The following is a 23,807-nucleotide window of genomic DNA, read 5'->3' as shown; positions in this document are numbered from 1 at the left end:
GGACCGGATCATGTCCCGTGACTACCGGTTCTGTCAGCAGCGCCGCTACGACCGGGCCGGTCGGTCGTGTCGGCGGTGGTAGCGCGGGTTGTGTCAGTCGCGGCTGTACCGGCGTACGGCCAGCGGCAGGAAGACGGCGATCAGGAGCGCGCTCCAGGCGAGCGAGCCCGCGACCGGGTGGGCCACCGGCCAGGCGGCGCCCTCCGGGACGGGCGCGTTGCCGAAGAGGTCGCGCAGGGCCGTCGTCACCGCGCTGATCGGGTTCCACTCGGCCGCCGTGCGCAGCCAGCCCGGGAGGTTGCCGGTGGGGATGTAGGCGTTGGAGAGCAGCGGCAGGACGAAGGACGCCGCGCCGAGCTGACCCGCGGCCTCCTCGCTGCGGCTGAGCAGACCGAGGAAGACGCCGACGGACGTGCAGGCGAACCGGAACAGGAGCAGCAGCCCCACCGCGCCGACGGCCGCGACCGCCGATCCCTCGACGCGCCAGCCCACGGCGAGACCCACCAGGAGCAGGGGCACGCTACCCGCCGTGGTGACGACGAGATCGGCCACGGCCTGACCCAGCGGTACGGCGGCCCGGCTCACCGGCATGGTCCGGAAGCGGTCCATCACCCCCCGGTGGGTGTCCTGGGCGGCCTGGAACATCCCGGTCATCACGCCGCCGGCCGCGGTCGCCACCAGCAGCCCCGGCACGAGGAAGGCACGGTACTCCGGGCCCGGCATCGCCAGCGCGCTGCCGAAGACGTAGCCGAAGAACAGCAGCATGTTCACCGGCATCATCTGGGTGAGGACCGCCAGTCCGGGGCTGTTGCGGACCCGGCGCAGCTGCCGGCCCACCATCGCCGCACCGTCGTACGCGAGCGCGCTCATGCGGGACTTCCCGTCAGCCGGAGGAAAACGTCGTCCAGGGTCGGCGGTCTGAGGCTCGCGTCGAGCAACGGCACCTCCGCCGCGTCGAGTTCGCGTACCAGCCGGGGGAGGGTGAGCGTCGGGTCGGTGGTGAGGGCGCCGACGGTGTGCCGGTCGTGGTCGACCCGCGGCTCGGTTCCGGTGAGGTGGTCGAGAACGGCGGCGGCCTTCGCCAGCGCGTGCGGATCGGCGACCACCGCCTCCGCGTACCAGCCGATGAGCGCCTTGAGCTCGGCGGGGGTGCCGGTCTGCGCCACCCGGCCCCCGTCCATCAGCACGATGTCGTCGGCGAGTCGGTCGGCCTCCTCCAGGTACTGCGTGGTCAGCAGTACGGTCGTACCGTCGGCCGCCAGCTCCCGTACCGCCTCCCAGACGCCGTTCCTGCTGACCGGGTCGAGGCCGGTGGTGGGCTCGTCGAGGAACAGCACCTCGGGCCGGCGGACCAGGCTCGCCGCGAGGTCGAGACGTCGGCGCATACCGCCCGAGTAGGTGGCGGCCTTGCGGTCGGCGGCCTCGGCGAGGCCGAAGCGGTCGAGCAGTTCGGCCGCCCGGTCGTTCGGTCCCCGCACCCGGTGCAGCCGGGCGAACAGGCGCAGGTTCTCGCGGCCGGTGAGATCGCCGTCGACCGACGCGTACTGCCCCGTGACGCCGATGCCGCGGCGCACGGCCGCCGCCTCCCGTACGAGGTCGTGCCCCGCGACGCGGGCGGAGCCCGCGTCCGGCCGGAGGAGCGTGGTCAACAGCCGTACGGCCGTCGTCTTCCCCGCTCCGTTCGGCCCGAGCAGTCCGCAGACCGAGCCCTGCCGGACGGCCAGATCGAGGCCGCGCAGGGCGTGCACAGCGCCGAAGCGCTTCTCCAGACCTTCACTAAGTACAGCGTACGTAGTATCCACGGATCGACCATAGCGCACTACGTACGGTGTACGTAACTAGCATGGTGGGCGAGGTGATGACCGATGTCAGTCCGAGGGGCCGAACCCGCGGTGATCTGGGCCCGCCCCGAACGGGCGGGGCGGGGGCCGAGGCCCGCGTTCACGCGCGCCGACGTCGCGGCGGCCGCGGTGCGGATCGCCGATGCGGAGGGGCTGGACGCCGTGTCGATGCGGCATGTGGCGGCCGCGTTGGGATGCGGGACGATGTCCCTGTACAACTACGTCCCCCGCAAGGAGGACTTGTACGAGCTGATGGTGGACGCGGTCGGCGCGGAGCACGAGCTGTGGGAGCCGACGGGGGACTGGCGGGCCGACATGGTGCGGGTCGCCGAGCAGACGCGGGAGCTGATGTACCGGCATCCCTGGATGCCACGTCTCATGTCGCCGGTCTATGGGTTCAGCCCCCATGCGCTGCGGTACCTGGAGCACTGTCTGGCCTGCCTGGATCCGCTGGACGCTCCGTACGGGACGAAGCTGGAGCTGATCGCCATGGTGAACGGCGTGGTGACCACCTATGTCCGGAACGAACTCGACACGGCCGAGCGGGCCCGGAGTCTGCCGTGGTCGGAGGAGCAGGAGAACGCGGTGCGGATCGCCTATCTCGGGGGACAGATCGCGTCGGGGGCGTATCCGCGGATGGCAGCGGCGTTCGCCGAGGATGCCGGGCCGATCGATCTGGAGGGGGTGCTCCGGCGGGCGCTGGAGAGAGTTCTGGACGGGTTCGCGTCGTCGTAGGCGCTCCCGAGAAGGCTGGTCACAGCAGCGTCAGTTGACCCGCCGGGCCTTCTTCCGTGTGTTCCAGGATCGACGCCGGTCTGCGGGACGTCTCCGGCGGTGGGAGTACGCCCGCCGTCGTCAGTTCCGCCGCGGTGATCGGTGACTTGATCTCCAACTCGGTCCGCTGGACACGCACGTCCGCCAGCAAGGCGAGGACCGTGATCAGCTCCAGCAGGTCCGACGTCCACGACTGGGGCCAGGCCCGCGGAACGATCGCCGCCAGAGTTCCCGGTTCTGCCGGGGTCGTCCGTGCCGCGAACCATGCCTCCAGGATCTTCACCTCACCCATCGCGAACTCCCAGGCCTCCGGCGGCACCGGGGAGATGAGGCCCTCGTCGATGTGCAGGGCCTCCTCCTCGGGGTCGTAGCGGATCGTGAGCGGGCGGGCGGGGAGAGGGGCCCGGACGTAGGGGCGCCGGCCGCCCGGGAGCTTCGGGCGGCCGCCGTCGCGCCGGAGCAGCCACAGGGCCCGGTGGCCCAACTCCACGCCCTGGGCCCAGAGGCCGGGGTCCCCGGTCAGCGGGACCGTGTGGTCGGGGCGGATCGTCGCCAGGGTCCAGGCCAGGACGTCCGGCGGGGTGAGAGCGAGGTCCAGGCGGTCGGCCAGGTGCCTCAGCAGGCCCGGTGCCAGGTTCGGTTCCGTGCCGCCGGGCCGGCGGTAGAGGGGGCGGACGCGGCCGGCGCGCAGGGTGGGGAGGAGGGAGGTCGCCAGCAACGGCATGCCCTCCGCCGATTCCACCGCGAAGATCTGCTGGTCGTCCGCCGTCCGCCACAACTCCGGGCGGGCCGTGTCGATCAGGCGGTGGTCCGGGATCAGCCACTGCTCGTCGAAGGGGGCCGAGAGCACCCGGACCGGGTCCGGGCAGGGGGACGAGGCCTGCTCCAGCCGCTCCGTGCCGGTGGGCCGGCCCGGGAGCTGCGCCACCGCCGAGTGGACCGTCCGGGCGCGCGTCGGTTCGAACAGGGTCTCGCGGTCGCCGCCCTCGGCCTTGAGGAGGGCGTCCCAGCGGGCTTTGAGGGTCGCCGGGTCGGGGGCCGTCGGCCACCCCCGGCCGAGCCGGAGTGGTGCGACGGACCACGGCATGAGGTCCGCCAGCAGCGGAGCGTCGTCGTGCGTCACGCCCGGCATCGTACGACGAGTTCAGGTGGCGTCGAGGGTGACCGTGAAGGAGAAACGGTCGCCCCGGTAGTGGATGACCGCCAGGTCCAGGACCCGGCCGGCGGTGTCGTAGGTGACTCCCGTGTAGTGCAGGATCGGGCTCAGAAGGGGGACCTGGAGCAGCCGGGCCGTCTCCGGGTCGGCCAGCCGGGCCTCGACCGTGTCCGTGATACGGCTGATGTCCGCGCCGACGACGTCGCGCAGCACCTTGGTCATGGGCTGCCGGGCCAGGTCCTCCGGGTCGATGCGCTCGGCCAGTTCGGGGCGGACGTGGTTGCGGGCGTGGTTGGTCGGCTCGCCCGTCTGTTCGTCGCTGCGCAGGCGATGGTACGTCGCCACCTCGTCGAGATCCGGGAAGTACTCGGTGAGTTCGCCCGTCACGGGTGCCGTGCCGTGGTCCAGCAACTCGGCCGTCATGCCGGACTGCTGGGCCACGATCGCGTCCACCGAGCCGAGGAGGCGTACCGGGGTGGCCCGCCGGGCGTCCGGTTCGATGAAGGTGCCGCGGCGGCGGTGCCGGCTGATGAGGCCCTCGTCCTCCAGCTCCTTCAGCGCCTGCCGCATGGTCAGCACACTCACGCCGTAGTGCTCCGCCAGCTGTTCCTCGGTGGGCAGCCGGAGCGGGTCCCGGAGCGAGCGGCCGAGTATCGAGGCGCGCAGCGACTGCGACACCTGATACCAGAGCGGCAGCTTTCGATTCAGGACGATCGAGTCCGGGGCGAAGGAGGTCACGGGCCATCCGTACCGGTAGGGGATCTTCAGTGCAAGGGCCGGAAGTGGCGCTCCAGGCCCTGCCACACGTCGTCGTAGCGCTGTTGCAGATGCTCGGCGGTCGCCGCCTGCGGGGTGAGCGTCACCGGCCAGCGGGTCTCGAACATGAAGGCGAGGCCGTCGTCGATCTTCTGCGGACGCAGCTCGGCCGTGCTCGCCCGGTCGAACGTCTCCCGGTCCGGGCCGTGCGCCGACATCATGTTGTGCAGGGAACCGCCGCCCGGCACGAAGCCCTCCGCCTTGGCGTCGTAGGCGCCCTCGACCAGGCCCATGTACTCGCTCATCACGTTCCGGTGGAAGTACGGCGGCCGGAAGGTGTTCTCGCCCACCAGCCAGCGCGGGGCGAAGACCACGAAGTCGACGCCCGCCAGTCCGGGAGTGTCCGACGGGGACGTCAGGACCGTGAAGATCGACGGATCGGGGTGGTCGTACGAGATGCTGCCGATCACATTGAATCGGCGGAGATCGTAGAGGTACGGCACATGTGTGCCGTGCCAGGCCACCACATCCAGTGGGGAGTGGTCATATGTGGCGGTCCACAGGTTGCCGCAGAACTTGTTGACCACCTCCACCGGGCCCTCCACGTCCTCGTAGGCGGCGACGGGGGCCTGGAAGTCCCGGGCGTTGGCGAGGCCGTTGGCGCCGATCGGGCCCAGGTCGGGCAGGCGGAAGGGCGAGCCGTAGTTCTCGCACACATAACCCCGGGCCGTGGCCTCCAGCAGGTCCACACGGAAGCGGACCCCACGGGGGATCAGCGCCACATGTCCCGGCTCCACATGCAGCAGGCCGAACTCCGTGCGCAGCAGCAGTCCGCCGTGCTCCGGGACGATCAGCAGCTCGCCGTCCGCGTCGGAGAAGACCCGCTCCATCGAGGAGGTGGCGTGGTAGAGGTGCACGGCCATGCCGGTGCGCTGGGTCGCGTCGCCGTTGCCGCCGAGGGTCCACAGGCCCGCGAGGAAGTCCGTACCGGGTGCCGGCTCCGGCAGCGGGTTCCAGCGCAGCCGGTTCGGGTCCGGGGCGACGTCCGTGAAGGGGGCGGTGCGCAGCGCCCCTTCGCCGGCGGCCCGGGTGAACGCCGGGTGGGCGGCCGAGGGGCGGATCCGGTACAGCCAGGAGCGGCGGTTGTGGGCCCGCGGCTCGGTGAAGGCCGTACCGCTGAGCTGCTCCGCGTACAGGCCGAGGGGGGCGCGCTGCGGGGAGTTGCGGCCCTCGGGCAGGGCGCCCGGCACCGCCTCCGAGGAGTGCTCGTTGCCGAACCCCGACAGATATGTCAGTCCCTCGGCGGTCTTCCGCGCTCCCTCACGCTCGAACACGCTCGCGCGGGAGGTACCCCCATCGCTCATGATCGCTCCCTGGGCCTGTGAGTCCTTGATTCCTATGTATCACCGTAGGATTGAGTGGGGGCGGGTGCAAGAGGACCGGGATCATCCCAGCGAGGGATGGTGAGAACCCGACTTCAGGGGGATCCGGTCCCCGGCGCGCTGTTCTACGCTCCCGGGCATGTCGTGGACGCGTGGACTGCCGGGCGCGCTCGCGGTCTGCGTGCTGCTGCTGGTCGCGGCGGCGGGTTGCGGGACCGGGGAGGCGCACGAGCAGCGGGAGACGGGGTCGCCCTCACCGGTGGGCAAGATCCTCGATGACACGGACGAGAGCGGACGCCACTACCGGGAGATCGACAAGAAACAGGCGCCCGAGGTGGACACGGTGGTCACGCCCGACCGCGCCGGAGGCTGGGACGTACGGCTCGACGTGCACCGCTTCCGCTTCTCCCGGACCGGCAGCGCGGCCCGCGCGGTCGCCGGGCGCGGCCTCGCCTACCTCTTCGTGGACGGCGGCCTGGTGACCCGGTTGCGCACCCCCGCGTACCACCTTCCCGCCCGGCTCGTCCCGCACGGCACCCACCACATCACCGCCCGGCTCTACGCGGACGACGGCACGGTGTGGGTCGTACACGGCAAACCGGTCGAGAGCACCGCGGACGTCACGGCGTCGGGTACGGAGACGGCGAAGGCGGCCCCGCCGGACACACCGACACCGACGGCCGACCCTCCGGAGAGCGGGGCTTCCCCCAGGGACACGGGAGCCGCGGCCGGCGACGGCGGCACACCGCCCGGATGAGTGCATGGGCCACCCGTCTCCGTACTGGGGGGCGAGGTTCACCTGATCCCTGCGGAAAGGCATCATGAAGCCCGTGCCCCCAGCGCCCTCGCTTCGCAAAGCTCCCGTCCAGCGCCGCAGTGCGGAACGGCTGACCAGGATCCTCGACGCCTGCGCCGACCTCCTCGACGAGGTGGGCTACGAGGAGCTGAGCACCCGGGCCGTCGCGGTGCGCGCCGGGGTGCCCATCGGCTCGGTCTACCGCTTCTTCGGCAACAAGCGGCAGATGGCCGACGCCCTCGCCCAGCGCAACCTGGAGCGCTTCACCGAGCGGGTCGCCGAGCGGCTGAAGGACGCGCCGAAGGGCGACTGGCGGGCGGCGATGGACGCGGTGCTGGACGAGTACCTGGCCATGAAGCGAACCGCCCCCGGCTTCTCGCTCGTCGACTTCGGCAACCAGATCCCGGTCGGCGCCCGCCACGCCGAGCCCAACCACAGAGTCGCCGACCGCCTGACCGGCCTGCTCTCCGACTACCTCGGCCGCGCCCCGGACGAGGCCCTGCGCCGCACGTTCCTGGTGGCCGTGGAGACCGCCGACACCCTGGTCCACCTGTCCTTCCGGATGGACCCGGAGGGCGACGAGACGATCATCGCGGAGACCCGGGAGCTGCTGCGGGCCTATCTGGCGCGCGTCCTGGACTGAGTCCAAGTCCGCTGCCGATGGAGCGACCATGGGCGTCACCACGGCTGCCGCCAACCTCGTGACCTGGAGTTTTGCGCTTATTGCTCGCGTGTCAACGTCTTGTTAACGACGTTTGACGCGACCTAACGTCATCGCACCGCCGGCCCTGGTGGGAGTTCAAGGGCGAACGTTAGGTATTCCACTCATGCTGACCATCCTCGGCTTCACCATGATCGCGACCTTCCTGGTCCTGATCATGCTGAAGAAGATGTCGCCGATCGCGGCGCTCGTGCTGATCCCCGCGCTGTTCTGTGTGTTCGTCGGCAAGGGCGCCAAGCTCGGTGACTACGTCATCGACGGCGTCACCACCCTCGCGCCCACCGCGGCGATGCTCATGTTCGCGATCGTCTACTTCGGTGTGATGATCGACGTCGGCCTCTTCGACCCGATCGTCAAGGGGATCCTGAAGTTCTGCAAGGCCGACCCGCTGCGGATCGTCGTCGGTACGGCCCTGCTCGCGGCGATCGTCTCCCTCGACGGCGACGGGTCCACCACCTTCATGATCACCGTCTCGGCCATGTACCCGCTGTACAAGCGGCTGAAGATGAGCCTGGTCGTGATGACCGGGGTGGCCGCGATGGCCAACGGCGTGATGAACACGCTGCCCTGGGGTGGCCCCACCGCCCGTGCCGCGACCGCGCTGAAGCTGGACGCGGGCGACATCTTCGTGCCGATGATCCCGGCGCTCGCCGTCGGCCTCCTCTTCGTGATCGCCCTCGCCTACGTCCTCGGCCGCCGCGAGCGCAAGCGGCTCGGCGTGCTGACGCTGGAGGAGGCGCTGGTCGAGGAGAACGAGCGGGAAACGGAGACCGTACTGGTCGGTGCGGGTGCGGGTGCGGGTGCGGGTGCGGGTGCGGGTGCGGCTGCGGGCTCGGGCTCGGGCAAGTCCGCGGTGCGCGGCGGCGGCACCGGAACCGGGTCCGGCACCGAGGCGGACCGCCCGGCGGAGAACGACGGCTTCCAGGGCCTCGACCCGCACCGTGCGACCCTGCGCCCCAAGCTGTACTGGTTCAACGCGCTGCTCACGGTCGCCCTGCTCACCTCCATGATCATGGAGTGGCTGCCGATCCCGGTGCTGTTCCTGCTCGGCGCGGCACTGGCGCTGACTGTCAACTTCCCGCAGATGCCCGCCCAGCGGGCCCGCCTCGCCGCCCACGCCGAGAACGTCCTCAACGTCTCCGGCATGGTCTTCGCCGCCGCCGTCTTCACCGGCGTCCTCCAGGGCACCGGCATGGTCGACCACATGGCCACCTGGCTCGTCGGCAACATCCCCGACGGCATGGGCCCGCACATGGCCCTCGTCACCGGCGTGCTCAGCATCCCGCTCACGTACTTCATGTCGAACGACGGCTTCTACTTCGGCATCCTCCCGGTCCTCGCCGAAGCCGGCCAGGCCCATGGAGTCTCCTCCCTGGAGATCGCCCGCGCCTCGATCATCGGCCAACCGCTCCACATGTCCAGCCCGTTGGTGCCCGCCGTCTACGTCCTCGTCGGCATGGCCAAGGTCGAGTTCGGCGACCACACCCGCTTCGTCGTCAAGTGGGCCGCGCTGACATCCCTGGTCGTGCTGGGGGCAGGAATCCTGTTCGGAATCATCTGACCGATCCGTTGGAGGACTTCACCATGGCGCCCGGCAGGAACCGCGGCTGGCTGCTCCGGCTCGTCATCGCCTTCGGCTTCGCGCAGGGCGCGGTGTCGATGGCCCGGCCCGCCGTCTCCTACCGGGCCCTCGCGCTCGGCGCCGACGAACGGGCCGTCGGTGTCATCGCGGGTGTCTACGCCCTGCTCCCGCTCTTCGCCGCCGTACCGCTCGGCCGCCGCACCGACCACGGCCGCTGCGCACCCCTGCTGCCGGTCGGCGTGGTGCTGATATCCGGCGGCTGTGCGCTCAGCGGCCTCGCGAACTCCCTCTGGACGATGGCCCTGTGGAGCGGGGTGATGGGTCTCGGCCACCTCTGCTTCGTGATCGGTGCGCAGTCGCTGGTGGCCCGGCAGTCGGCCCCGCACGAACAGGACCGCAATTTCGGTCACTTCACCATCGGCGCGTCGCTGGGCCAGCTGATGGGCCCGATCGCCGCGGGTGCGCTGATCGGCGGCCCCGACATGGCGGGCAGCAGCGCGCTCGCCCTCGTGGTGGCGGGTGCGGGAGCGGCGGTCGCGTTCAGTTCGCTGTGGCGCATCGAGGACCGTACGGCGATGACGTCCCGTCCCGGGCAGGGCGACCGCGTCCCGGTGGGCGGCATCCTGCGCGCCCGGGGCGTCCCGGCGGGCATGCTGGTCAGCCTCTCGGTCCTGTCCGCGACCGACATCCTCACCGCGTACCTCCCGGTGGTCGGCGAGCACCGGGGTATCGCACCGGCGGTGATCGGCGTCCTGCTCAGTGTCCGGGCCGGGGCGACGATCGCCTGCCGGCTGGTCCTCACGCCGTTGCTGCGACTGCTCGGCCGCCCGGTGCTGCTGACCCTGACGTGCTTCCTGGCGGCCGTGCTGTGCGCGGGGATCGCGCTTCCGGCGCCGGTGTGGGTGCTGGCCCTGATGCTCGCCGCGCTCGGCTTCTGTCTGGGGGTCGGGCAGCCGCTGTCGATGACGACGGTCGTCCAGGCCGCACCCGAGGGCGCCCGGTCCACGGCGCTCGCCCTGCGGCTGACCGGCAACCGGCTGGGCCAAGTGGCCGCGCCGGCCGGGGCGGGGCTGGTGGCGGGGGTGGCCGGGGTGGCCGCGCCGTTCGTGATGCTGGGCGCGTTGTTGCTGGTCTCGGCGGGGGTGGCGGTGCGCTCGCCGAGGGCGGTGGGGCGGTCCGAGGGTGCCGGTCCGGTGCCGCGGACGCGGCGCAAGGGCGCGGCGTTGCGCCGCACGAGCGATATCTGACGGCGCGTCGAAGGTTGATGCCACGGGCCGTGGAGTGCATGGGTGACAGTCCAGAAGAAAGGTCGATTTGTATGAAAATCGTCTAACTCGGAGGAGCTTGCATGCCCACGCTCACACTTCCACGCACCACCGGACCCCGTGCGGGCGCGACCGTCGTCCTCACCGCCCTCGCCGCGGCGGGCGCGTCGTGGGTGGCGGCGCCGAACGCGGCGGCCGTAGGGGAGAACGGCGACATCAGGATCCACCGGGTGGGCGTGCCCTTCGGCGTGTCGAAGGACGACCCGGTGGTCTGCAGGTTCTATCTCGACGCCGTCAACTTCGACGTCCTCCCCGCTATCGCCTACACCATCACGCCACAGCCCCCGTTGCCCACCGCCGCCACCGTCGCCGGCACCATCCAGCTCGCCGGAGGCGCCGGCCACACCGACCCGCTGGGGCTGGCGGACGGACAGTACAAGCTCTCGTGGACCGTGTCCGGCGCGTTGAAGGAGAAGGTCTTCCGGCTCAACTGCCATGACGGCAAGCAGGACGGGGCGCAGGGCCCGAACGGGCAGAACGACCCGAACGGCCACAACGACCAGGGTGGCCAGAACGGCCAGAGCGGTCCGAACGGTCCGAACGGGCAGATCGAGGACAACCAGCGTGGTGACGCGGCCTGGGGGCAGGGCGACGACCACAACGGCCCGCAGGGTGGTGTGCACGCGGGCGGCGGCGGCCTCGCAGGCACGGCCGCGTTCTCGCCCGTGGCCGCGGCCACGGCCGTGGGCCTGGTCGCGGCCAGTGGCGTGGTGTACGTCCGGCTGATCCGCCGTCGGCCCCATGGCGCCGCGTAGGCGCAGACGCAGGCCCTGGTACCGGACCCGCGCCTACCGCCTCGCCAGAACGGCCCTGCTGGCGATCATCCTGGTGACAGTGGTCCGGTGCGGGGGTACCGACGGGTCGGACACCTCGACGGCCGCCGGCGCGGGCCGGGCCGGGGCCCGGCCCGGCCCGCCGCCCCGCCCGCTGCCCCGGTCCCGGCCGACGTCGATGCGCATCCCGTTCCTGGGCGTCGACGCGCCGGTCATCGGGGTCCGGCTCGACCGGGACCGGCAGTTGGAGACACCGCCGGTCGACGACCCGAAGCTGATCGGCTGGTTCCAGGGCGGCGCCACGCCGGGCGAGTCCGGCCTCGCGGTCGCCGTCGGCCACCGCGACACCAGGACGGGGCCCGCCGTCTTCGCGGCGCTCGCCCAGGTGAAGCCCGGCAAACACATCGAGGCCAAGCGCGCGGACGGCCGTACCGCCGTGTACACCGTGGACCGGGTGAAGGTCTATGACAAGACCGGTTTCCCGAGCCAAGAGGTGTACGGACAGACCCGGCGTCCCGAACTCCGCGTCATCACCTGCGGTGGCCTCTTCAGCCGGAAGACGGGCTACACCAGCAACGTGGTGGTCTTCGCCCACCTGACCGCGACGGAGTGACCGGGCGGTGGCCCGCACCGCCGACGTGTGGTGTGCGGCCGCCGCGCCGTCGTGGCTGGTCGCGCAGTTCCCCACGCCCCTGAGGGAGCGCAGCTGTCCGACCTGGACGAGTGAATCCCGGCGGGAAGCCGGGACTGGGGAGGGGCAGACAAGTAAGAAAGGGGCATGCGTACTCATTCGCTCCGTAATCGGTCGGCCCTGGCGCTGGCCGGAGTTCTGCTGGCCGGCACCCCCGCCGCGTACACCGCGCTGGCCGACGACCGGCCCCCGGCCGTGCCGACGCGCGGAAAGGCCTACGTCGAGACCCGGTTGTTCTTCGGTACCGCGCGGCCGGACGGCGGACCCGCCGTCACCGACCGGCAGTTCACGGCCTTCGTCGACAAGGAGGTCACCCCCGACTTCCCCGACGGGCTCACCGTGCAGAGCGGGCGCGGGCAGTGGCGGGACGCGCACGGCACGATCGAGAAGGAGCGGTCCTACGAGCTGATCCTGCTGTATCCGGAGTCGGCGGCGAAGGGCGGCGACCGCAAGATCGAGGAGATCCGGCGGGCCTACGAGAAGACCTTCGCGCAGGAGAGTGTGGGGCGGGTGGACGAGCGCGCCCAGGTCGACTTCTGAGGCTCCTGCCGCGCACGTGTCTCCGGCGCCGATCTCTGGCGCCGAAAAACTAACGCCGCTAGTTTGTGAGGCCGGAGAGCCAGCCCGCCAGGAGGAAGCAGCATGAAGGCACACGACGGCCTGTACATCGACGGCGCCTGGCGCGCCGCCGAGAGCCAGGACGTGATCGAGGTCGTGAACCCGGTCGACGAGCAGGTCATCGGCCGGGTCCCGGCAGGCGGGGCGCTGGATGTCGACACCGCCGTGCGCGCCGCCCGCGCCGCCCTCCCGGCCTGGGCCGCCACCCCGCCCGCCGAGCGGGCCGCCCGGCTCGGCGCGCTCCGCGACGTCCTGGTGGCCCGCAAGGACGAGATCGCCGAGACGGTCACCGCGGAACTGGGCTCGCCGCCGCAGTTCTCGCAGGCCGTGCACGCGGACGTGCCGATCGCGGTCGCCGGCTCGTACGCCGAGCTGGCCGCGACCCATCCCTTCGAGGAGAAGGTCGGCAACTCGACCGTCCACCAGGAGCCGGTCGGCGTGGTCGGTGCGATCACGCCCTGGAACTACCCGCTGCACCAGATCGTCGCCAAGGTCGCGCCGGCGTTCGCCGCCGGCTGCACGGTCGTACTCAAACCTGCCGAGGACACCCCACTGACCGCCCAGCTGTTCGCGGAGGCGGTGGCCGAGGCGGGCTTCCCGGCCGGTGTGTTCAACCTGGTCACCGGCCTGGGGCCGGTCGCCGGGCAGGCCCTCGCCGAGCACCCGGGGGTCGACCTGGTCTCCTTCACCGGCTCCACGGCCGTCGGCAAGCGGATCGGCGCGGTGGCCGGCGCGGCCGTGAAGAAGGTGGCCCTCGAACTGGGCGGCAAGTCCGCCAACGTCATCCTGCCGAGCGCCGATCTCGCCAAGGCCGTCAACGTCGGGGTGGCCAACGTGATGTCCAACTCCGGCCAGACGTGCAGCGCCTGGACGCGGATGCTGGTGCACACCGACCAGTACGCGGAAGCGGTGGAGCTGGCGGCGGCGGCCGCCGCCAAGTACGGCGGACGGATCGGACCGGTCGTCAGCGCCAAGCAGCGGGCGCGGGTGCGCGGTTACATCGAGAAGGGCCTCGCGGAGGGCGCCCGGCTGGTCGCCGGCGGGCCCGAATCCCCGCGCGAACGGGGCTATTTCGTCAGCCCGACCGTGTTCGCCGACGTCACCCCCGAGATGACCGTCGCGCAGGAGGAGATCTTCGGCCCGGTGCTGTCGATCCTGCGGTACGTGGACGAGGAGGATGCGCTCCGGATCGCCAACGGCACGGTCTACGGGCTCGCGGGCGCCGTCTGGGCCGGGGACGAGGCGGAGGCGGTGGCCTTCGCCCGGCGCATGGAGACCGGGCAGGTCGACATCAACGGCGGACGCTTCAACCCCCTGGCGCCGTTCGGCGGTTACAAGCAGTCGGGCGTCGGCCGGGAACTCGGCGCGCACGGCCTCGCCGAGTACCTCCAGACCAAGTCCCTTCAGTTCTGAGGAGGTTGCTCTGATGGCTGCCAAGGTCCGAGCCGCCGTACTGCCCGCCGTGGGCGCCCCGCTCGCGGTCACCGACATCGACCTCCCGGACCCCGGCCCCGGCCAGGTCCGGGTCCGGCTCGCCGCCGCCGGTGTCTGCCACTCCGACCTCTCCCTGTCCGACGGCACCATGCGGGTGCCGGTGCCGGCGGTCCTCGGCCACGAGGGCGCGGGCACGGTGGTCACCGTGGGGGAGGGCGTCACCCGGCTGTCCCCCGGTGACCCGGTCGTCCTCAACTGGGCTCCCTCCTGCGGAAAGTGCCACGCCTGCTCCCTCGGCGAGGTCTGGCTGTGCGCCAACGCGCTGGCCGGCGCCGCCGAGGTCCACGCCCGTACGGCGGACGGCACCGACCTGCACCCCGGCCTGAACGTGGCCGCTTTCGCCGAGGAGACGGTGGTCGCCGAGTCCTGCGTCCTCCCCCTTCCCGACGGCATCCCGCTCACCGACGCGGCCCTCCTCGGCTGCGCGGTGCTCACGGGCTATGGCGCCGTCCACAACTCGGCGCGGGTCCGGGAGGGCGAGACGGTCGCGGTGTTCGGCGTCGGCGGGGTGGGCCTGGCCACCGTACAGGCGGCCCGGATCGCGGGCGCGTCCCGGATCGTCGCGGTGGACGTCTCCCCGGCGAAGGAGGAGCTGGCCCGGGCCGCCGGCGCCACCGACTACCTGGTCGCCTCCGACACCACACCCCGCGCGATCCGCGCCCTCACCGGCAAACAGGGCGTCGACGTCTCCGTGGAGTGCGCCGGCCGCGCGGTCAGCATCCGCGCGGCCTGGGAGTCCACCCGCCGGGGCGGTCGTACGACGGTGGTCGGGATCGGCGGCAAGAGTGAGCAGGTCACCTTCAATGCCCTGGAGCTCTTCCACTGGGGCCGCACCCTCTCCGGCTGCGTCTACGGCAACTCGGACCCGGGCCGCGACCTGCCGGTGCTCGCCGAACACGTCCGGGCCGGCCGCCTGGACCTGGGCATGCTGGTGACGGAACGGATCGCCCTGGACGGCATTCCCGCGGCGTTCGAGAACATGCTGGCGGGCAAGGGCGGCCGGGCGCTGGTCGTCTTCTGACCCCCGTGCGGCCGTCACGGCACCTGTTCGGAGTGCGGCTCCCCGGCCACCGGTACGGCACGGGGAGCCCGCGTCCGCGTCCGCGACCGGGACACCGCCACACCGGCCAGGCACAGCACCCCGCCGGCCAGGGTGACCAGCCCCGGCACCTCGCCGAGGGCCAGCCAGGACATCAGCACGACCAGCGCCGGCACGGCGTACGTCGTCGCACCCATCCGGCTCGCGGTGGTCCGGGCCAGGGCGTACGCCCAGGTCGTGAAGGCGAGCGCGGTCGGGAAGACCCCGAGATACACCATGTCGAGGGTCGCGGACAGCGGTGCGTCGGCGACCTGGCGCACCAGCTGCCCGGCGAACGGCAGACAGGCCACGGTGCCGACGAGACACCCGTACGTCGTCACCTGGAGCGCGCTCGCCCGGGCCAGGGCGGGCTTCTGGGAGACCACACCGGCCGCGTAGGCGACGGCCGCGAGCAGGCAGAGCACCACGCCCAGTACCGAGGAACCACCCCCGCCGGCCATCGACAGCCCCACGGTCACCGCACCCGCGAAGGACAGCGCCATCCCCGCGAGCAGCCGGGGCGGCATCGGATCACCGAGCAGCCGGGCCCCGAGCAGGGCGATCAGCAGGGGGCCGACGTTCACCACGAGGGCGGCCGTCCCCGCGTCCACCTGCTGCTCGCCCCAGTTCAGGGCGACCATGTAGAAGCCGAACCACAGCACGCCGGATATCCCGATACCCCGCCAGGCGGACCGGGGCGGCAGCCCTTCGCGCCGCACGAGACAGAGCAGCCCGAGCGCGAGGGACCCGGAGAACAGCCGGCCGAGGGCGAGGGCACCGGGGGAGTAGGAGTCCCCCGCACTCCGGATGGCCACGAAGGCGGAGGCCCACAGCACGACGGTGGCGACGGCGGCGAGGGCGGGGAGCGGGCGGGGCGCGGAATTCGTCATGGGACCGAGGTTAAAGAGGAGGGACGGGGCGGGGCTGGCGGATTTCGGACGGCCGGGTGGGCGGCTGGTCGCGCAGTTCCCCGCGCGCCTCGCGGGGCACGTCGTGGCTGCGGGCCGGTCGCAGGACGGCCCGCCGCCCTCTACGCGGTTTCTTTTGCTCCCGCGAACTGCTGAGCCAACCCGTCCAGCAACGCCCGCAACCCCGTCTCGAAGGCCCGCTCGTCGATCTTCTCCTGCTGTTCCGCCAGCAGATGCGCCTGCCCGAGATGGGGATAGTCGGCCGGATCGTAGGCACTCGCGTCGTCCACGAACCCCCCGGCGAACGACCCCAGTGCCGACCCCATGACGAAGTACCGCATCATGGCCCCGATCGACGTCGCCTGCGCCGGCGGCCACCCCGCGTCCACCATCCCGCCGTAGACCGCGTCCGCGAGCCGGAGCCCGGCGGGGCGGCGGCCGGGGCCCCTGGCCAGCACCGGGACGATGTTCGGGTGGTCGCGGAGCGCGGCCCGGTACGACACCGCCCAGTCGTGCAGCGCGGTCCGCCAGTCCAGCCCGTCCCCGCCCTCGAACATCGACAGGTCGACCTGCGCGCTCACCGAGTCCGCGACCGCTTCCAGGATCTCGTCCTTGGTGCGGAAGTGGTTGTAGAGCGAGGGCCCGCTCACCCCCAGCTCGGCCGCGAGCCGGCGGGTGGAGACGGCAGCCAGACCCTCCGCGTCCACGAGTTCCCGTGCCACCCGGACGATCCGGTCGGTGCTGAGGAGGGGCTTGCGCGGTCGGGCCATGGCGCACATAGTAGGGCTGCACCAATAAACTAGCAGTGCTAATTTAAATGTGGGGTGATCGCGTGGTGGACCTGGGACTCAGCGAGGAGCAGGCCGCCGTACGGCAGCTCGCCCGGGACTTCGTCGAGCGCGAGATCGCCCCGCACGTGATCGCCTGGGACCGCGCCGAGGAGGTGGACCGGGGGATCGTGAAGAAGCTCGGCGAGGTCGGCTTCCTCGGTCTGACCGTCGACGAGGAGTACGGCGGCTCCGGCGGCGACCACCTGTCGTACTGCCTGGTCACCGAGGAACTCGGCCGCGCCGACTCCTCCGTGCGTGGAATCGTGTCGGTCTCCCTGGGCCTCGTCGCCAAGTCCGTCGCCGCCTGGGGGAGCGAGGAGCAGAAGCGGCGCTGGCTGCCGGGGCTGACCTCCGGCGCGTACCTGGGCTGCTTCGGCCTCACCGAACCCGGCACCGGCTCCGACGCGGGCAACCTCACCACCCGCGCCGTCCGTGACGGCGACGACTACGTCGTCAACGGCGCCAAGATGTTCATCACCAACGGCACCTGGGCCGACGTGGTCCTCCTCTTCGCCCGCTCCACCGACGCGCCCGGCCACCAGGGCGTCTCCGCCTTCCTGGTGCCGACCGACACGCCCGGCCTGACCCGGCGTGCCGTCCACGGCAAACTCGGACTGCGCGGCCAGGCCACGGCGGAACTCGTCCTGGAGGACGTCCGCGTCCCCGCCGCCGCGATGCTGGGACCGGAGGGCAAGGGCTTCTCGGTCGCCATGGCGGCGCTGGCCAAGGGGCGGATGTCGGTCGCCGCCGGCTGCGTCGGCATAGCCCAGGCGGCGCTGGACGCGGCCGTGGCGTACGCGGGGGAGCGCGTGCAGTTCGGCACGCCGATCGCCGGCCACCAGCTGGTCCAGGAGCTCATCAGCGACATCGCCGTCGACGTGGACGCGGCCCGGCTGCTGACCTGGCGGGTCGCCGATCTGATCGACCGCGGCCTGCCGTTCGCCACCGAGTCCTCGAAGGCCAAGCTCTTCGCCTCCGAGGCCGCCGTGCGCGCCGCCAACAACGCCCTCCAGGTCTTCGGCGGCTACGGCTACATCGACGAGTACCCGGTCGGCAAACTCCTGCGCGACGCCCGGGTGATGACCCTCTATGAGGGCACCAGCCAGATCCAGAAACTGCTCATCGGGCGGGCGCTGACAGGCGTTTCGGCGTTCTGAGTAGGTCCCTGAGTATCCGGACGGATGTGGCGCGGGCCACGTCCGCCGATGATCGAACCATGAATGACACACCGGTCAGACAGCAGAACACGGCCGCCTACTACGGCCAGGCCGTCGCCTCCTTCGCCATCGCCATGACGGCCACCGTCATCGGCATCTTCCGGCTGCACGCCGACGCCTGGGTGCGCGGCTTCCTGGGCATCGCCGTCCTCTACCTCGTCACCTCCGCCTTCACGCTCGCGAAGGTCATCCGCGACCGCCAGGAGGCCGGGCAGATCGTCAGCCGCGTCGACCAGGCCCGGCTGGAGAAGCTGCTCGCCGAACACGACCCCTTCGAGAAGCTCTGAGCTGCGGGACAACCTCTGAGCGGGCACACTAAGCGCTCGCTCAGCTTCGGCGGTATGGTGGAGCTCCGGTATCGAGAGGGGCGAGCGAGCGATGAGTACGGCGGAGGAGACGACCGGCGGCGAGGTCGAGCCGTGGGAAGAGGTCACCCCTGACGCGGCCCGGCGGCTGCTGGTCGCCGCCGTGGAGGCCTTCGCCGAGCGCGGCTACCACGCCACCACCACCCGGGACATCGCGGGCCGCGCGGGTATGAGCCCCGCCGCCCTCTACATCCACTACAAGACCAAGGAAGAGCTGCTCCACCGGATCAGCCGCATCGGTCACGACAAGGCCCTGGAGATCCTCCAGACGGCGGCCCGGCGCGAGGGCACCGCCGCCGAGCGGCTCGCCGACGGCGTCAGCTCCTTCGTCCGCTGGCACGCCGGGCGGCGCACCACCGCCCGGGTGGTGCAGTACGAACTGGACGCACTCGGCCCCGACGCCCGCGCCGAGATCCTCGGGCTGCGCCGCCAGGTCGACGCCGAGGTGCGCGGGATCATCCAGGAGGGCGTCGAGGCAGGGGAGTTCGACGTCATCGACATCCACGGCACCACCCTCGCGGTGCTCTCCCTCTGCATCGACGTCGCCCGGTGGTTCAACGTGGACGGCCCCCGCACACCCGAGCAGGTCGGCGCGCTCTACGCCGACCTCGTGCTGCGGATGGTGGGAGCCGCCAAGTAGCCCTGCGGGCCGAGTCGTCCTACAGGTGCACCTGCAGGTCGTCCTACAGGTAGTACCGGGACACCGACTCCGCCACACAGACCGGCTTGTCGCCGCCCTCGCGCTCCACGGTGAAGGCGACGCTCACCTGGACGCCGCCCGTGACGTCCGCCACGTCGGTGATCGTGGCGGTGGCGCGCAGCCGGGAGCCGACCGGGACGGGAGCGGGGAAACGGACCTTGTTGGTGCCGTAGTTCACGCCCATCTTCACGCCCTCGACCTTGATCAGCTGCGGGCCGAAGAGCGGGAGCAGCGACAGCGTCAGATAACCGTGCGCGATGGTCGTCCCGAACGGGCCCGTGGCCGCCTTCTCCGGGTCGACGTGGATCCACTGGTGGTCGCCCGTCGCCTCCGCGAACAGATCGATCCGCTTCTGGTCGACCTCCAGCCAGTCGGTGTGGCCCAGCTGCTCGCCCACGGCCGTCTTCAGCTCGTCGGGGGAGGTGAAGATCCTCGGTTCTGCCATGTTCCCGGCCCTCTCGCGGTCGCGCGTCCATATCTAAGCAACTGCTTAGCATGGTCGGGTGCGGGCTCCCTGTCAACGGAGCACGGCCCGCGTGGGTCGGTAGGCTCTGCGGGGTGCCGCAGATTCCCGAGAAGATCCAAGAGCTGAGCGTCGGCCAGTTGTCCGCGCGCAGCGGCGCCGCCGTCTCCGCACTCCACTTCTACGAGGCCAAGGGTCTCATCAGCAGTCGGCGGACCACCGGCAACCAGCGCCGCTACACCCGCGACACGCTGCGCCGGGTGGCCTTCGTCCGGGCGGCACAACGCGTCGGCATCCCCCTGGCCACCATTCGCGAGGCCCTCTCCGAACTCCCCGAGGAACGCACCCCGACCCGGGAGGACTGGGCCCGTCTCTCGCAGACGTGGCGGGCCGAACTGGACGAACGCATCAAGCACCTCAACCGGCTGCGCGATCACCTCACCGACTGCATCGGCTGCGGCTGTCTCTCGCTGGACACCTGCGTGCTGTCCAACCCGGACGACGCCTTCGGTCAACGCCGGGCGGGTTCACGTCTCTTGCCGGAGCGTCCCTGAACCTGGCCTGCGACGGCATGCGTGAGGGTGGCGGCCGTCTCTGGCAGCGGCCGGTCCATCCGGCAGTTGGGGGGTGCGGCATCCCCTGCGCACCCCCATGTGGTCAGGCCGACATGAGCAGCCGCCCGCGCCTGGCGTAGGCCAGGGCCTCGGGGGTGAGCACCGGACGCGGCACCAGAATCCCGCAGTCCGCGCAGACCGGACCGGCGGAGGGCTCGTGGTCCAGGTCGTACTTCCAGATGAGGCGCTCCCCCGCGCACACCGGGCAGACCGCGCCCGGTTCGCGCTCCAGGGCGGCGATCAGCCGTCGCAGCACCTCGGCCAGCGGTTCGTCGGGGTGGACCCGTGGGTCGTCGCACCAGGCCACTCCGAATCCGCCCCAGGTCAGCCGGTGCCAGTCGTCCACGCTGCCCGGGCGGCGCAGCCCGTCGTGCTTCTCCTTCTTGCGGCGCTCGGCGAACTCGACCTCGTAGGCCAGCCAGACCGTCCGCGCCTCTTCCAACTCCTCCAGTGCGCCCACGAGACGCGCTGGATCGGGGGACCGGTCCTCAGGACCGAACCCGGCCCGCGAGCAGAGATGGTCCCAGGTCGCACGGTGCCCGTAAGGGGCGAACCGCTCCAGGCACTTGCGCAGTGAATAACGCCGTAGCGCCAGATCGCACCGTGGGTCTCGCACCTGTCTCGCCAGACTCCGGAAACCGGCCATCGCCCTGCACCTCCGTCACACCTGCACCTGTACTTCGGTCACTTCGGCGGCGTCGCACGGACTTCGCGCGGCGTTGCCGTATAGACGTATCGACACTCGAATCGGCTCCATCCGATTTCCGATGCCGTCCATAAGGCCGCCCGCCTTGACCGACGGCCGGTGACACCGCCGACGCGGGGGACCACTCCAAAACTTGACGCATGTTCATCTTCAATCTCGGGGATACCGGCGGTAACGTCCGGCACCACCCCCGTCGTGAGGAGTCGCCATGCCCCGGCGTACCAGACATCACGCGTTGTTCGACAAACTGAGAACTCCCCGCAAGCTCCCCGGGTTCCTGAAAGCGGCATCCGTATGCGTCCTCGTCGCCGGTCTGCTCTCCCCGCTGGCCCAGGCGACCCCGGCCGCGGCGGCCACGGCCTCCAACGACTACTGCGGCGGCCAGTGTTCGGACATCCTGCCGCCCGGTGAGAACGGCAACGCCACGCTCGCCCAGGTCCTGCTCAACCAGGCCTTCGGCATCCAGCCCGACCACGCCGAGGACCAGCTCGGCCCCTACAACAACCTGGCCACGGGTTACTCCAGCCTCACCGACGCGAAGATCAACACGTTCTTCAACGACTCGTCGTTCGGGGTCGCTTCCGATCAAGTCGCCTCCACGGAGAGTCCGGCGGGTCGCAGCGATGTGACGATCGTCCGCGACAAGAAGACGGGCGTACCGCACATCACCGGTACCACCAGATACGGCACCGAGTTCGGCGCGGGATATGCCGCCGCTGAGGACCGGCTGTGGCTGATGGACGTGTTCCGGCACGTCGGCCGCGGCCAGCTCACCACCTTCGCCGGGGGCGTCGCCTCCAACCAGGGGCTTGAGCAGGAGTTCTACCGCAACGCCCCGTACACCGAGGCCGACCTCCAGGCGCAGATCGACAACGCCGTCGCCAGCAACGGCGCCCGCGGCCAGCAGGCCCTCGCCGACGCCAACGCCTACCTCGCCGGCATCAACTCCTACATAGACGCCTCCGACAGCGGCCGTTACTTCCCCGGCGAGTACGTCCTGACCGGTCACAAGGACTCGATCACCAACGCCGGCACCATCGACCACTTCAAGATCACCGACCTGGTGGCGCTGGCCTCCGTGATCGGCACGCTGTTCGGCTCCGGCGGCGGCGGCGAGGTCAACAACGCGATCTCGCTGCTCGCCGCCCAGGAGAAGTACGGGGTGACCGAGGGCACCAAGGTCTGGGAGTCGTTCCGTGAGCGCAACGACCCCGAGGCCGCGCTCACCGTCCACAACGGCGAGAGCTTCCCGTACGGCACCAAGCCGTCCGACCCGCAGGGCGAGGCACTGCCGGACTCCGGTTCGGTGACGACCGAGCCACTGGTCTACGACGCCACCGGCACCGGCGCCGACCAGAGCGCCAGCGCGGCCTCCGCCGCGGCGACCGCGACCGCCCTCAGCTCGGCCAAGCGCGGGATGTCCAACGCGCTGGTGGTCAGCGGCAAGTACACCGCGAGCGGCCACCCGATCGCCGTGTTCGGACCGCAGACCGGCTACTTCGCCCCGCAACTGCTCATGCTCCAGGAGATCCAGGGCCCGGGCATCAGCGCCCGCGGCGCCTCCTTCGCCGGCCTGAGCATGTACGTCGAACTGGGCCGCGGCCAGGACTACGCCTGGTCCGCCACCACCTCCGGTCAGGACATCATCGACAGCTACGCCGTCGAGCTCTGCCAGGACGACTACCACTACCTGTACCACGGCACCTGCACGGCCATGGACGAGGTCGAGCAGAAGAACTCCTGGAAGCCGACGACCGCCGACGGCACGGCCGCCGGCTCGTACACCATGCGCGTGTGGAAGACGAAGTACGGACCCGTCCAATACCGCGCGACCGTCGGCGGGAAGAAGGTCGCCTACACCACCCTGCGTTCCTCCTACATGCACGAGGCCGACTCGATCATCGGCTTCCAGATGCTCAACGACCCTGACTACGTGAAGAGCCCGGCGACCTTCCAGAGCGCGGTCCAGCACATCAACTTCACGTTCAACTGGTTCTACGCCGACTCCTCGCACACCGCGTACTACAACAGCGGCAACAACCCGGTACGGGCGAGCGGGGTCGACCCCGAGTTCCCGGTCTGGGGCCAGGCGGCCTACGAGTGGCAGAACTGGAACCCGACCACCAACACGGCCGACTACACCCCGGCCTCCGCCCACCCCAACTCCATCGACCAGGACTACTACATCTCCTGGAACAACAAACAGGCGCTGAACTACACGACGGCGAGTTGGGGTGACGGTTCCGTCCACCGCGGCAACCTGCTCGACGACCGGGTGAAGAAACTCGTCGCGGCCGGGGGAGTCACCCGCTCTTCGCTCGTCAAGGCCATGGCAGACGCGTCGCTCACCGACCTGCGGGCCGAGGACGTGCTGCCGGACCTGCTGAAGGTCGTCAACAGCAGTACGGTGACCGACTCCACGGCCGCCGCCGCCGTCACCAAGCTCCAGACCTGGCTGACCGCGGGCGGCAAGCGCACGGAGACGTCGGCAGGTTCGAAGACCTACGCCAACGCCGACGCCGTCCGGATCCTGGACGCCTGGTGGCCGCTCCTGGTGAAGGCCGAGTTCCAGCCCGGCCTCGGTGCCGACCTGTACACCGCGTTCACCAACAACCTGTACATCGACGAGACCCCGTCGGCCGCACACGGACCGACCGGCTCGCACGCCGGCAGCTCCTTCCAGTACGGCTGGTGGAGCTATGTCGACAAGGACATCCGCTCGGTGCTCGGACAGAGCGTGTCGGGGCCGCTGGCCGAGCAGTACTGCGGCGGCGGCAGTCTCAGCTCCTGCCGGGACATCCTGATCAGCACGCTGAAGACGGCGGCCGGTACCAGCGCGTCCACGGTCTACCCCGGGGACTCCCTGTGCTCGGCCGGCGACCAGTGGTGTGCCGACTCGATCGTCCAGCGCACCCTGGGCGGCATCAAGCACTACAACATCAGCTGGCAGAACCGCCCGACCTTCCAGCAGGTCGTGGAGTTCACGTCACACCGCTGAGCTGATACGTCCACGGCGG

General features: G+C 71.0%; 24 protein-coding genes. 15 read left to right on the top strand and 9 right to left on the bottom strand.

What is annotated here, in order from left to right:
* Positions 1-93: 93 nt before the first annotated feature.
* Both AB0N16_RS15810 and AB0N16_RS15805 read right to left on the bottom strand, forming a co-directional pair.
* On the bottom strand, positions 94-870 hold the full coding sequence (locus AB0N16_RS15810) for an ABC transporter permease (protein ID WP_365796940.1): 777 nt from the start codon (positions 868-870) through the stop codon (positions 94-96).
* A complete protein-coding gene (locus tag AB0N16_RS15805) occupies positions 867-1,802 on the bottom strand; it encodes an ATP-binding cassette domain-containing protein (RefSeq protein ID WP_365796938.1) in 936 nt (311 codons plus the stop codon). The genes AB0N16_RS15810 and AB0N16_RS15805 overlap by 4 nt, the downstream gene beginning before the upstream one ends.
* Before the next feature lie 63 nt (positions 1,803-1,865).
* On the opposite strand from AB0N16_RS15805, the gene AB0N16_RS15800 reads away from it, so the two are divergent.
* Positions 1,866-2,576, top strand: a complete 711-nt coding sequence (locus AB0N16_RS15800) for a TetR/AcrR family transcriptional regulator (protein WP_365796936.1) — start codon at positions 1,866-1,868, stop codon at positions 2,574-2,576.
* A 19-nt stretch (positions 2,577-2,595) separates the two neighbouring features.
* On the opposite strand, the gene AB0N16_RS15795 is transcribed toward AB0N16_RS15800, so the two are convergent.
* The 3 genes from AB0N16_RS15795 to hmgA are packed head-to-tail and all read right to left on the bottom strand — an operon-like array spanning position 2,596 to position 5,891.
* Entirely contained in the window at positions 2,596-3,747 is a 1,152-nt protein-coding gene (locus AB0N16_RS15795; RefSeq protein ID WP_365796934.1) for a type ISP restriction/modification enzyme, read from the bottom strand.
* Positions 3,748-3,759: 12 nt separating this feature from the next.
* Positions 3,760-4,509 (bottom strand): GntR family transcriptional regulator, encoded by a 750-nt coding sequence (locus tag AB0N16_RS15790; RefSeq protein ID WP_365796932.1) that lies wholly within the window; start codon positions 4,507-4,509, stop codon positions 3,760-3,762.
* A gap of 26 nt (positions 4,510-4,535) precedes the next feature.
* The gene (gene hmgA / locus AB0N16_RS15785) at positions 4,536-5,891 is read right to left on the bottom strand and encodes a homogentisate 1,2-dioxygenase (protein WP_365796930.1); all 1,356 of its coding nucleotides are present in this window, start codon (positions 5,889-5,891) and stop codon (positions 4,536-4,538) included.
* A 157-nt stretch (positions 5,892-6,048) separates the two neighbouring features.
* Here hmgA and AB0N16_RS15780 point away from each other — a divergent pair, with 157 nt between their 5' ends.
* The 9 genes from AB0N16_RS15780 to AB0N16_RS15740 all read left to right on the top strand — a co-directional run bounded on the left by AB0N16_RS15780 (position 6,049) and on the right by AB0N16_RS15740 (position 14,930).
* On the top strand, positions 6,049-6,666 hold the full coding sequence (locus AB0N16_RS15780) for a hypothetical protein (RefSeq protein ID WP_365796928.1): 618 nt from the start codon (positions 6,049-6,051) through the stop codon (positions 6,664-6,666).
* A gap of 64 nt (positions 6,667-6,730) precedes the next feature.
* On the top strand, positions 6,731-7,348 hold the full coding sequence (locus AB0N16_RS15775) for a TetR/AcrR family transcriptional regulator (RefSeq protein ID WP_365796926.1): 618 nt from the start codon (positions 6,731-6,733) through the stop codon (positions 7,346-7,348).
* Between the two features lie 184 nt (positions 7,349-7,532).
* Positions 7,533-8,987: a citrate:proton symporter gene (locus AB0N16_RS15770; RefSeq protein WP_365796923.1), complete on the top strand. Its 1,455-nt coding sequence runs from the start codon at positions 7,533-7,535 to the stop codon at positions 8,985-8,987.
* A 23-nt stretch (positions 8,988-9,010) separates the two neighbouring features.
* The gene (locus AB0N16_RS15765) at positions 9,011-10,255 is read left to right on the top strand and encodes an MFS transporter (RefSeq protein WP_365796921.1); all 1,245 of its coding nucleotides are present in this window, start codon (positions 9,011-9,013) and stop codon (positions 10,253-10,255) included.
* Positions 10,256-10,356: 101 nt separating this feature from the next.
* Positions 10,357-11,088, top strand: a complete 732-nt coding sequence (locus AB0N16_RS15760; RefSeq protein ID WP_365796919.1) for a hypothetical protein — start codon at positions 10,357-10,359, stop codon at positions 11,086-11,088.
* Positions 11,075-11,719 (top strand): class F sortase, encoded by a 645-nt coding sequence (locus tag AB0N16_RS15755; RefSeq protein ID WP_365796917.1) that lies wholly within the window; start codon positions 11,075-11,077, stop codon positions 11,717-11,719. The genes AB0N16_RS15760 and AB0N16_RS15755 overlap by 14 nt, the downstream gene beginning before the upstream one ends.
* A 165-nt stretch (positions 11,720-11,884) precedes the next feature.
* Complete coding sequence (locus AB0N16_RS15750; protein ID WP_365796915.1) at positions 11,885-12,337, top strand: DUF3574 domain-containing protein; 453 nt, start codon at positions 11,885-11,887, stop codon at positions 12,335-12,337.
* Positions 12,338-12,439: 102 nt separating this feature from the next.
* Positions 12,440-13,828, top strand: coding sequence for an aldehyde dehydrogenase family protein (locus AB0N16_RS15745; RefSeq protein ID WP_365796913.1), 1,389 nt, complete (start codon positions 12,440-12,442; stop codon positions 13,826-13,828).
* A gap of 13 nt (positions 13,829-13,841) precedes the next feature.
* Positions 13,842-14,930, top strand: a complete 1,089-nt coding sequence (locus AB0N16_RS15740) for a Zn-dependent alcohol dehydrogenase (RefSeq protein ID WP_365796911.1) — start codon at positions 13,842-13,844, stop codon at positions 14,928-14,930.
* Positions 14,931-14,944: 14 nt separating this feature from the next.
* On the opposite strand, the gene AB0N16_RS15735 is transcribed toward AB0N16_RS15740, so the two are convergent.
* Entirely contained in the window at positions 14,945-15,877 is a 933-nt protein-coding gene (locus AB0N16_RS15735; protein ID WP_365796909.1) for a DMT family transporter, read from the bottom strand.
* 140 nt (positions 15,878-16,017) lie between these two features.
* Positions 16,018-16,665: a TetR/AcrR family transcriptional regulator gene (locus AB0N16_RS15730; RefSeq protein ID WP_365796907.1), complete on the bottom strand. Its 648-nt coding sequence runs from the start codon at positions 16,663-16,665 to the stop codon at positions 16,018-16,020.
* A 65-nt stretch (positions 16,666-16,730) separates the two neighbouring features.
* On the opposite strand from AB0N16_RS15730, the gene AB0N16_RS15725 reads away from it, so the two are divergent.
* The 3 genes from AB0N16_RS15725 (at position 16,731) to AB0N16_RS15715 (ending at position 18,947) form a co-directional block, all read left to right on the top strand.
* The gene (locus AB0N16_RS15725; RefSeq protein WP_365797137.1) at positions 16,731-17,882 is read left to right on the top strand and encodes an acyl-CoA dehydrogenase family protein; all 1,152 of its coding nucleotides are present in this window, start codon (positions 16,731-16,733) and stop codon (positions 17,880-17,882) included.
* A gap of 59 nt (positions 17,883-17,941) precedes the next feature.
* The gene (locus AB0N16_RS15720) at positions 17,942-18,229 is read left to right on the top strand and encodes a YiaA/YiaB family inner membrane protein (RefSeq protein ID WP_351699797.1); all 288 of its coding nucleotides are present in this window, start codon (positions 17,942-17,944) and stop codon (positions 18,227-18,229) included.
* Between the two features lie 91 nt (positions 18,230-18,320).
* Positions 18,321-18,947, top strand: a complete 627-nt coding sequence (locus AB0N16_RS15715) for a TetR/AcrR family transcriptional regulator (protein WP_365796905.1) — start codon at positions 18,321-18,323, stop codon at positions 18,945-18,947.
* A 43-nt stretch (positions 18,948-18,990) separates the two neighbouring features.
* Here the strand turns inward: AB0N16_RS15715 and AB0N16_RS15710 are convergent, their stop codons facing one another.
* Positions 18,991-19,452, bottom strand: coding sequence for a MaoC family dehydratase (locus tag AB0N16_RS15710; RefSeq protein WP_365796903.1), 462 nt, complete (start codon positions 19,450-19,452; stop codon positions 18,991-18,993).
* A 113-nt stretch (positions 19,453-19,565) separates the two neighbouring features.
* On the opposite strand from AB0N16_RS15710, the gene soxR reads away from it, so the two are divergent.
* Positions 19,566-20,024 carry a redox-sensitive transcriptional activator SoxR gene (gene soxR, locus AB0N16_RS15705; protein WP_365796901.1) on the top strand — a complete coding sequence of 153 codons (459 nt, stop codon included), beginning with the start codon at positions 19,566-19,568 and terminating at the stop codon, positions 20,022-20,024.
* 103 nt (positions 20,025-20,127) lie between these two features.
* Here the strand turns inward: soxR and AB0N16_RS15700 are convergent, their stop codons facing one another.
* Positions 20,128-20,730 (bottom strand): hypothetical protein, encoded by a 603-nt coding sequence (locus AB0N16_RS15700; protein ID WP_365796899.1) that lies wholly within the window; start codon positions 20,728-20,730, stop codon positions 20,128-20,130.
* Between the two features lie 268 nt (positions 20,731-20,998).
* Here AB0N16_RS15700 and AB0N16_RS15695 point away from each other — a divergent pair, with 268 nt between their 5' ends.
* Positions 20,999-23,788: a penicillin acylase family protein gene (locus AB0N16_RS15695; RefSeq protein WP_365796897.1), complete on the top strand. Its 2,790-nt coding sequence runs from the start codon at positions 20,999-21,001 to the stop codon at positions 23,786-23,788.
* Positions 23,789-23,807: the final 19 nt, after the last annotated feature.

Origin of the sequence: Streptomyces sp. NPDC051105 (genome assembly GCF_040682795.1) — a bacterium.
GTDB lineage: Bacteria > Actinomycetota > Actinomycetes > Streptomycetales > Streptomycetaceae > Streptomyces.
This window is presented reverse-complemented; position numbering and strand designations above follow the sequence as displayed.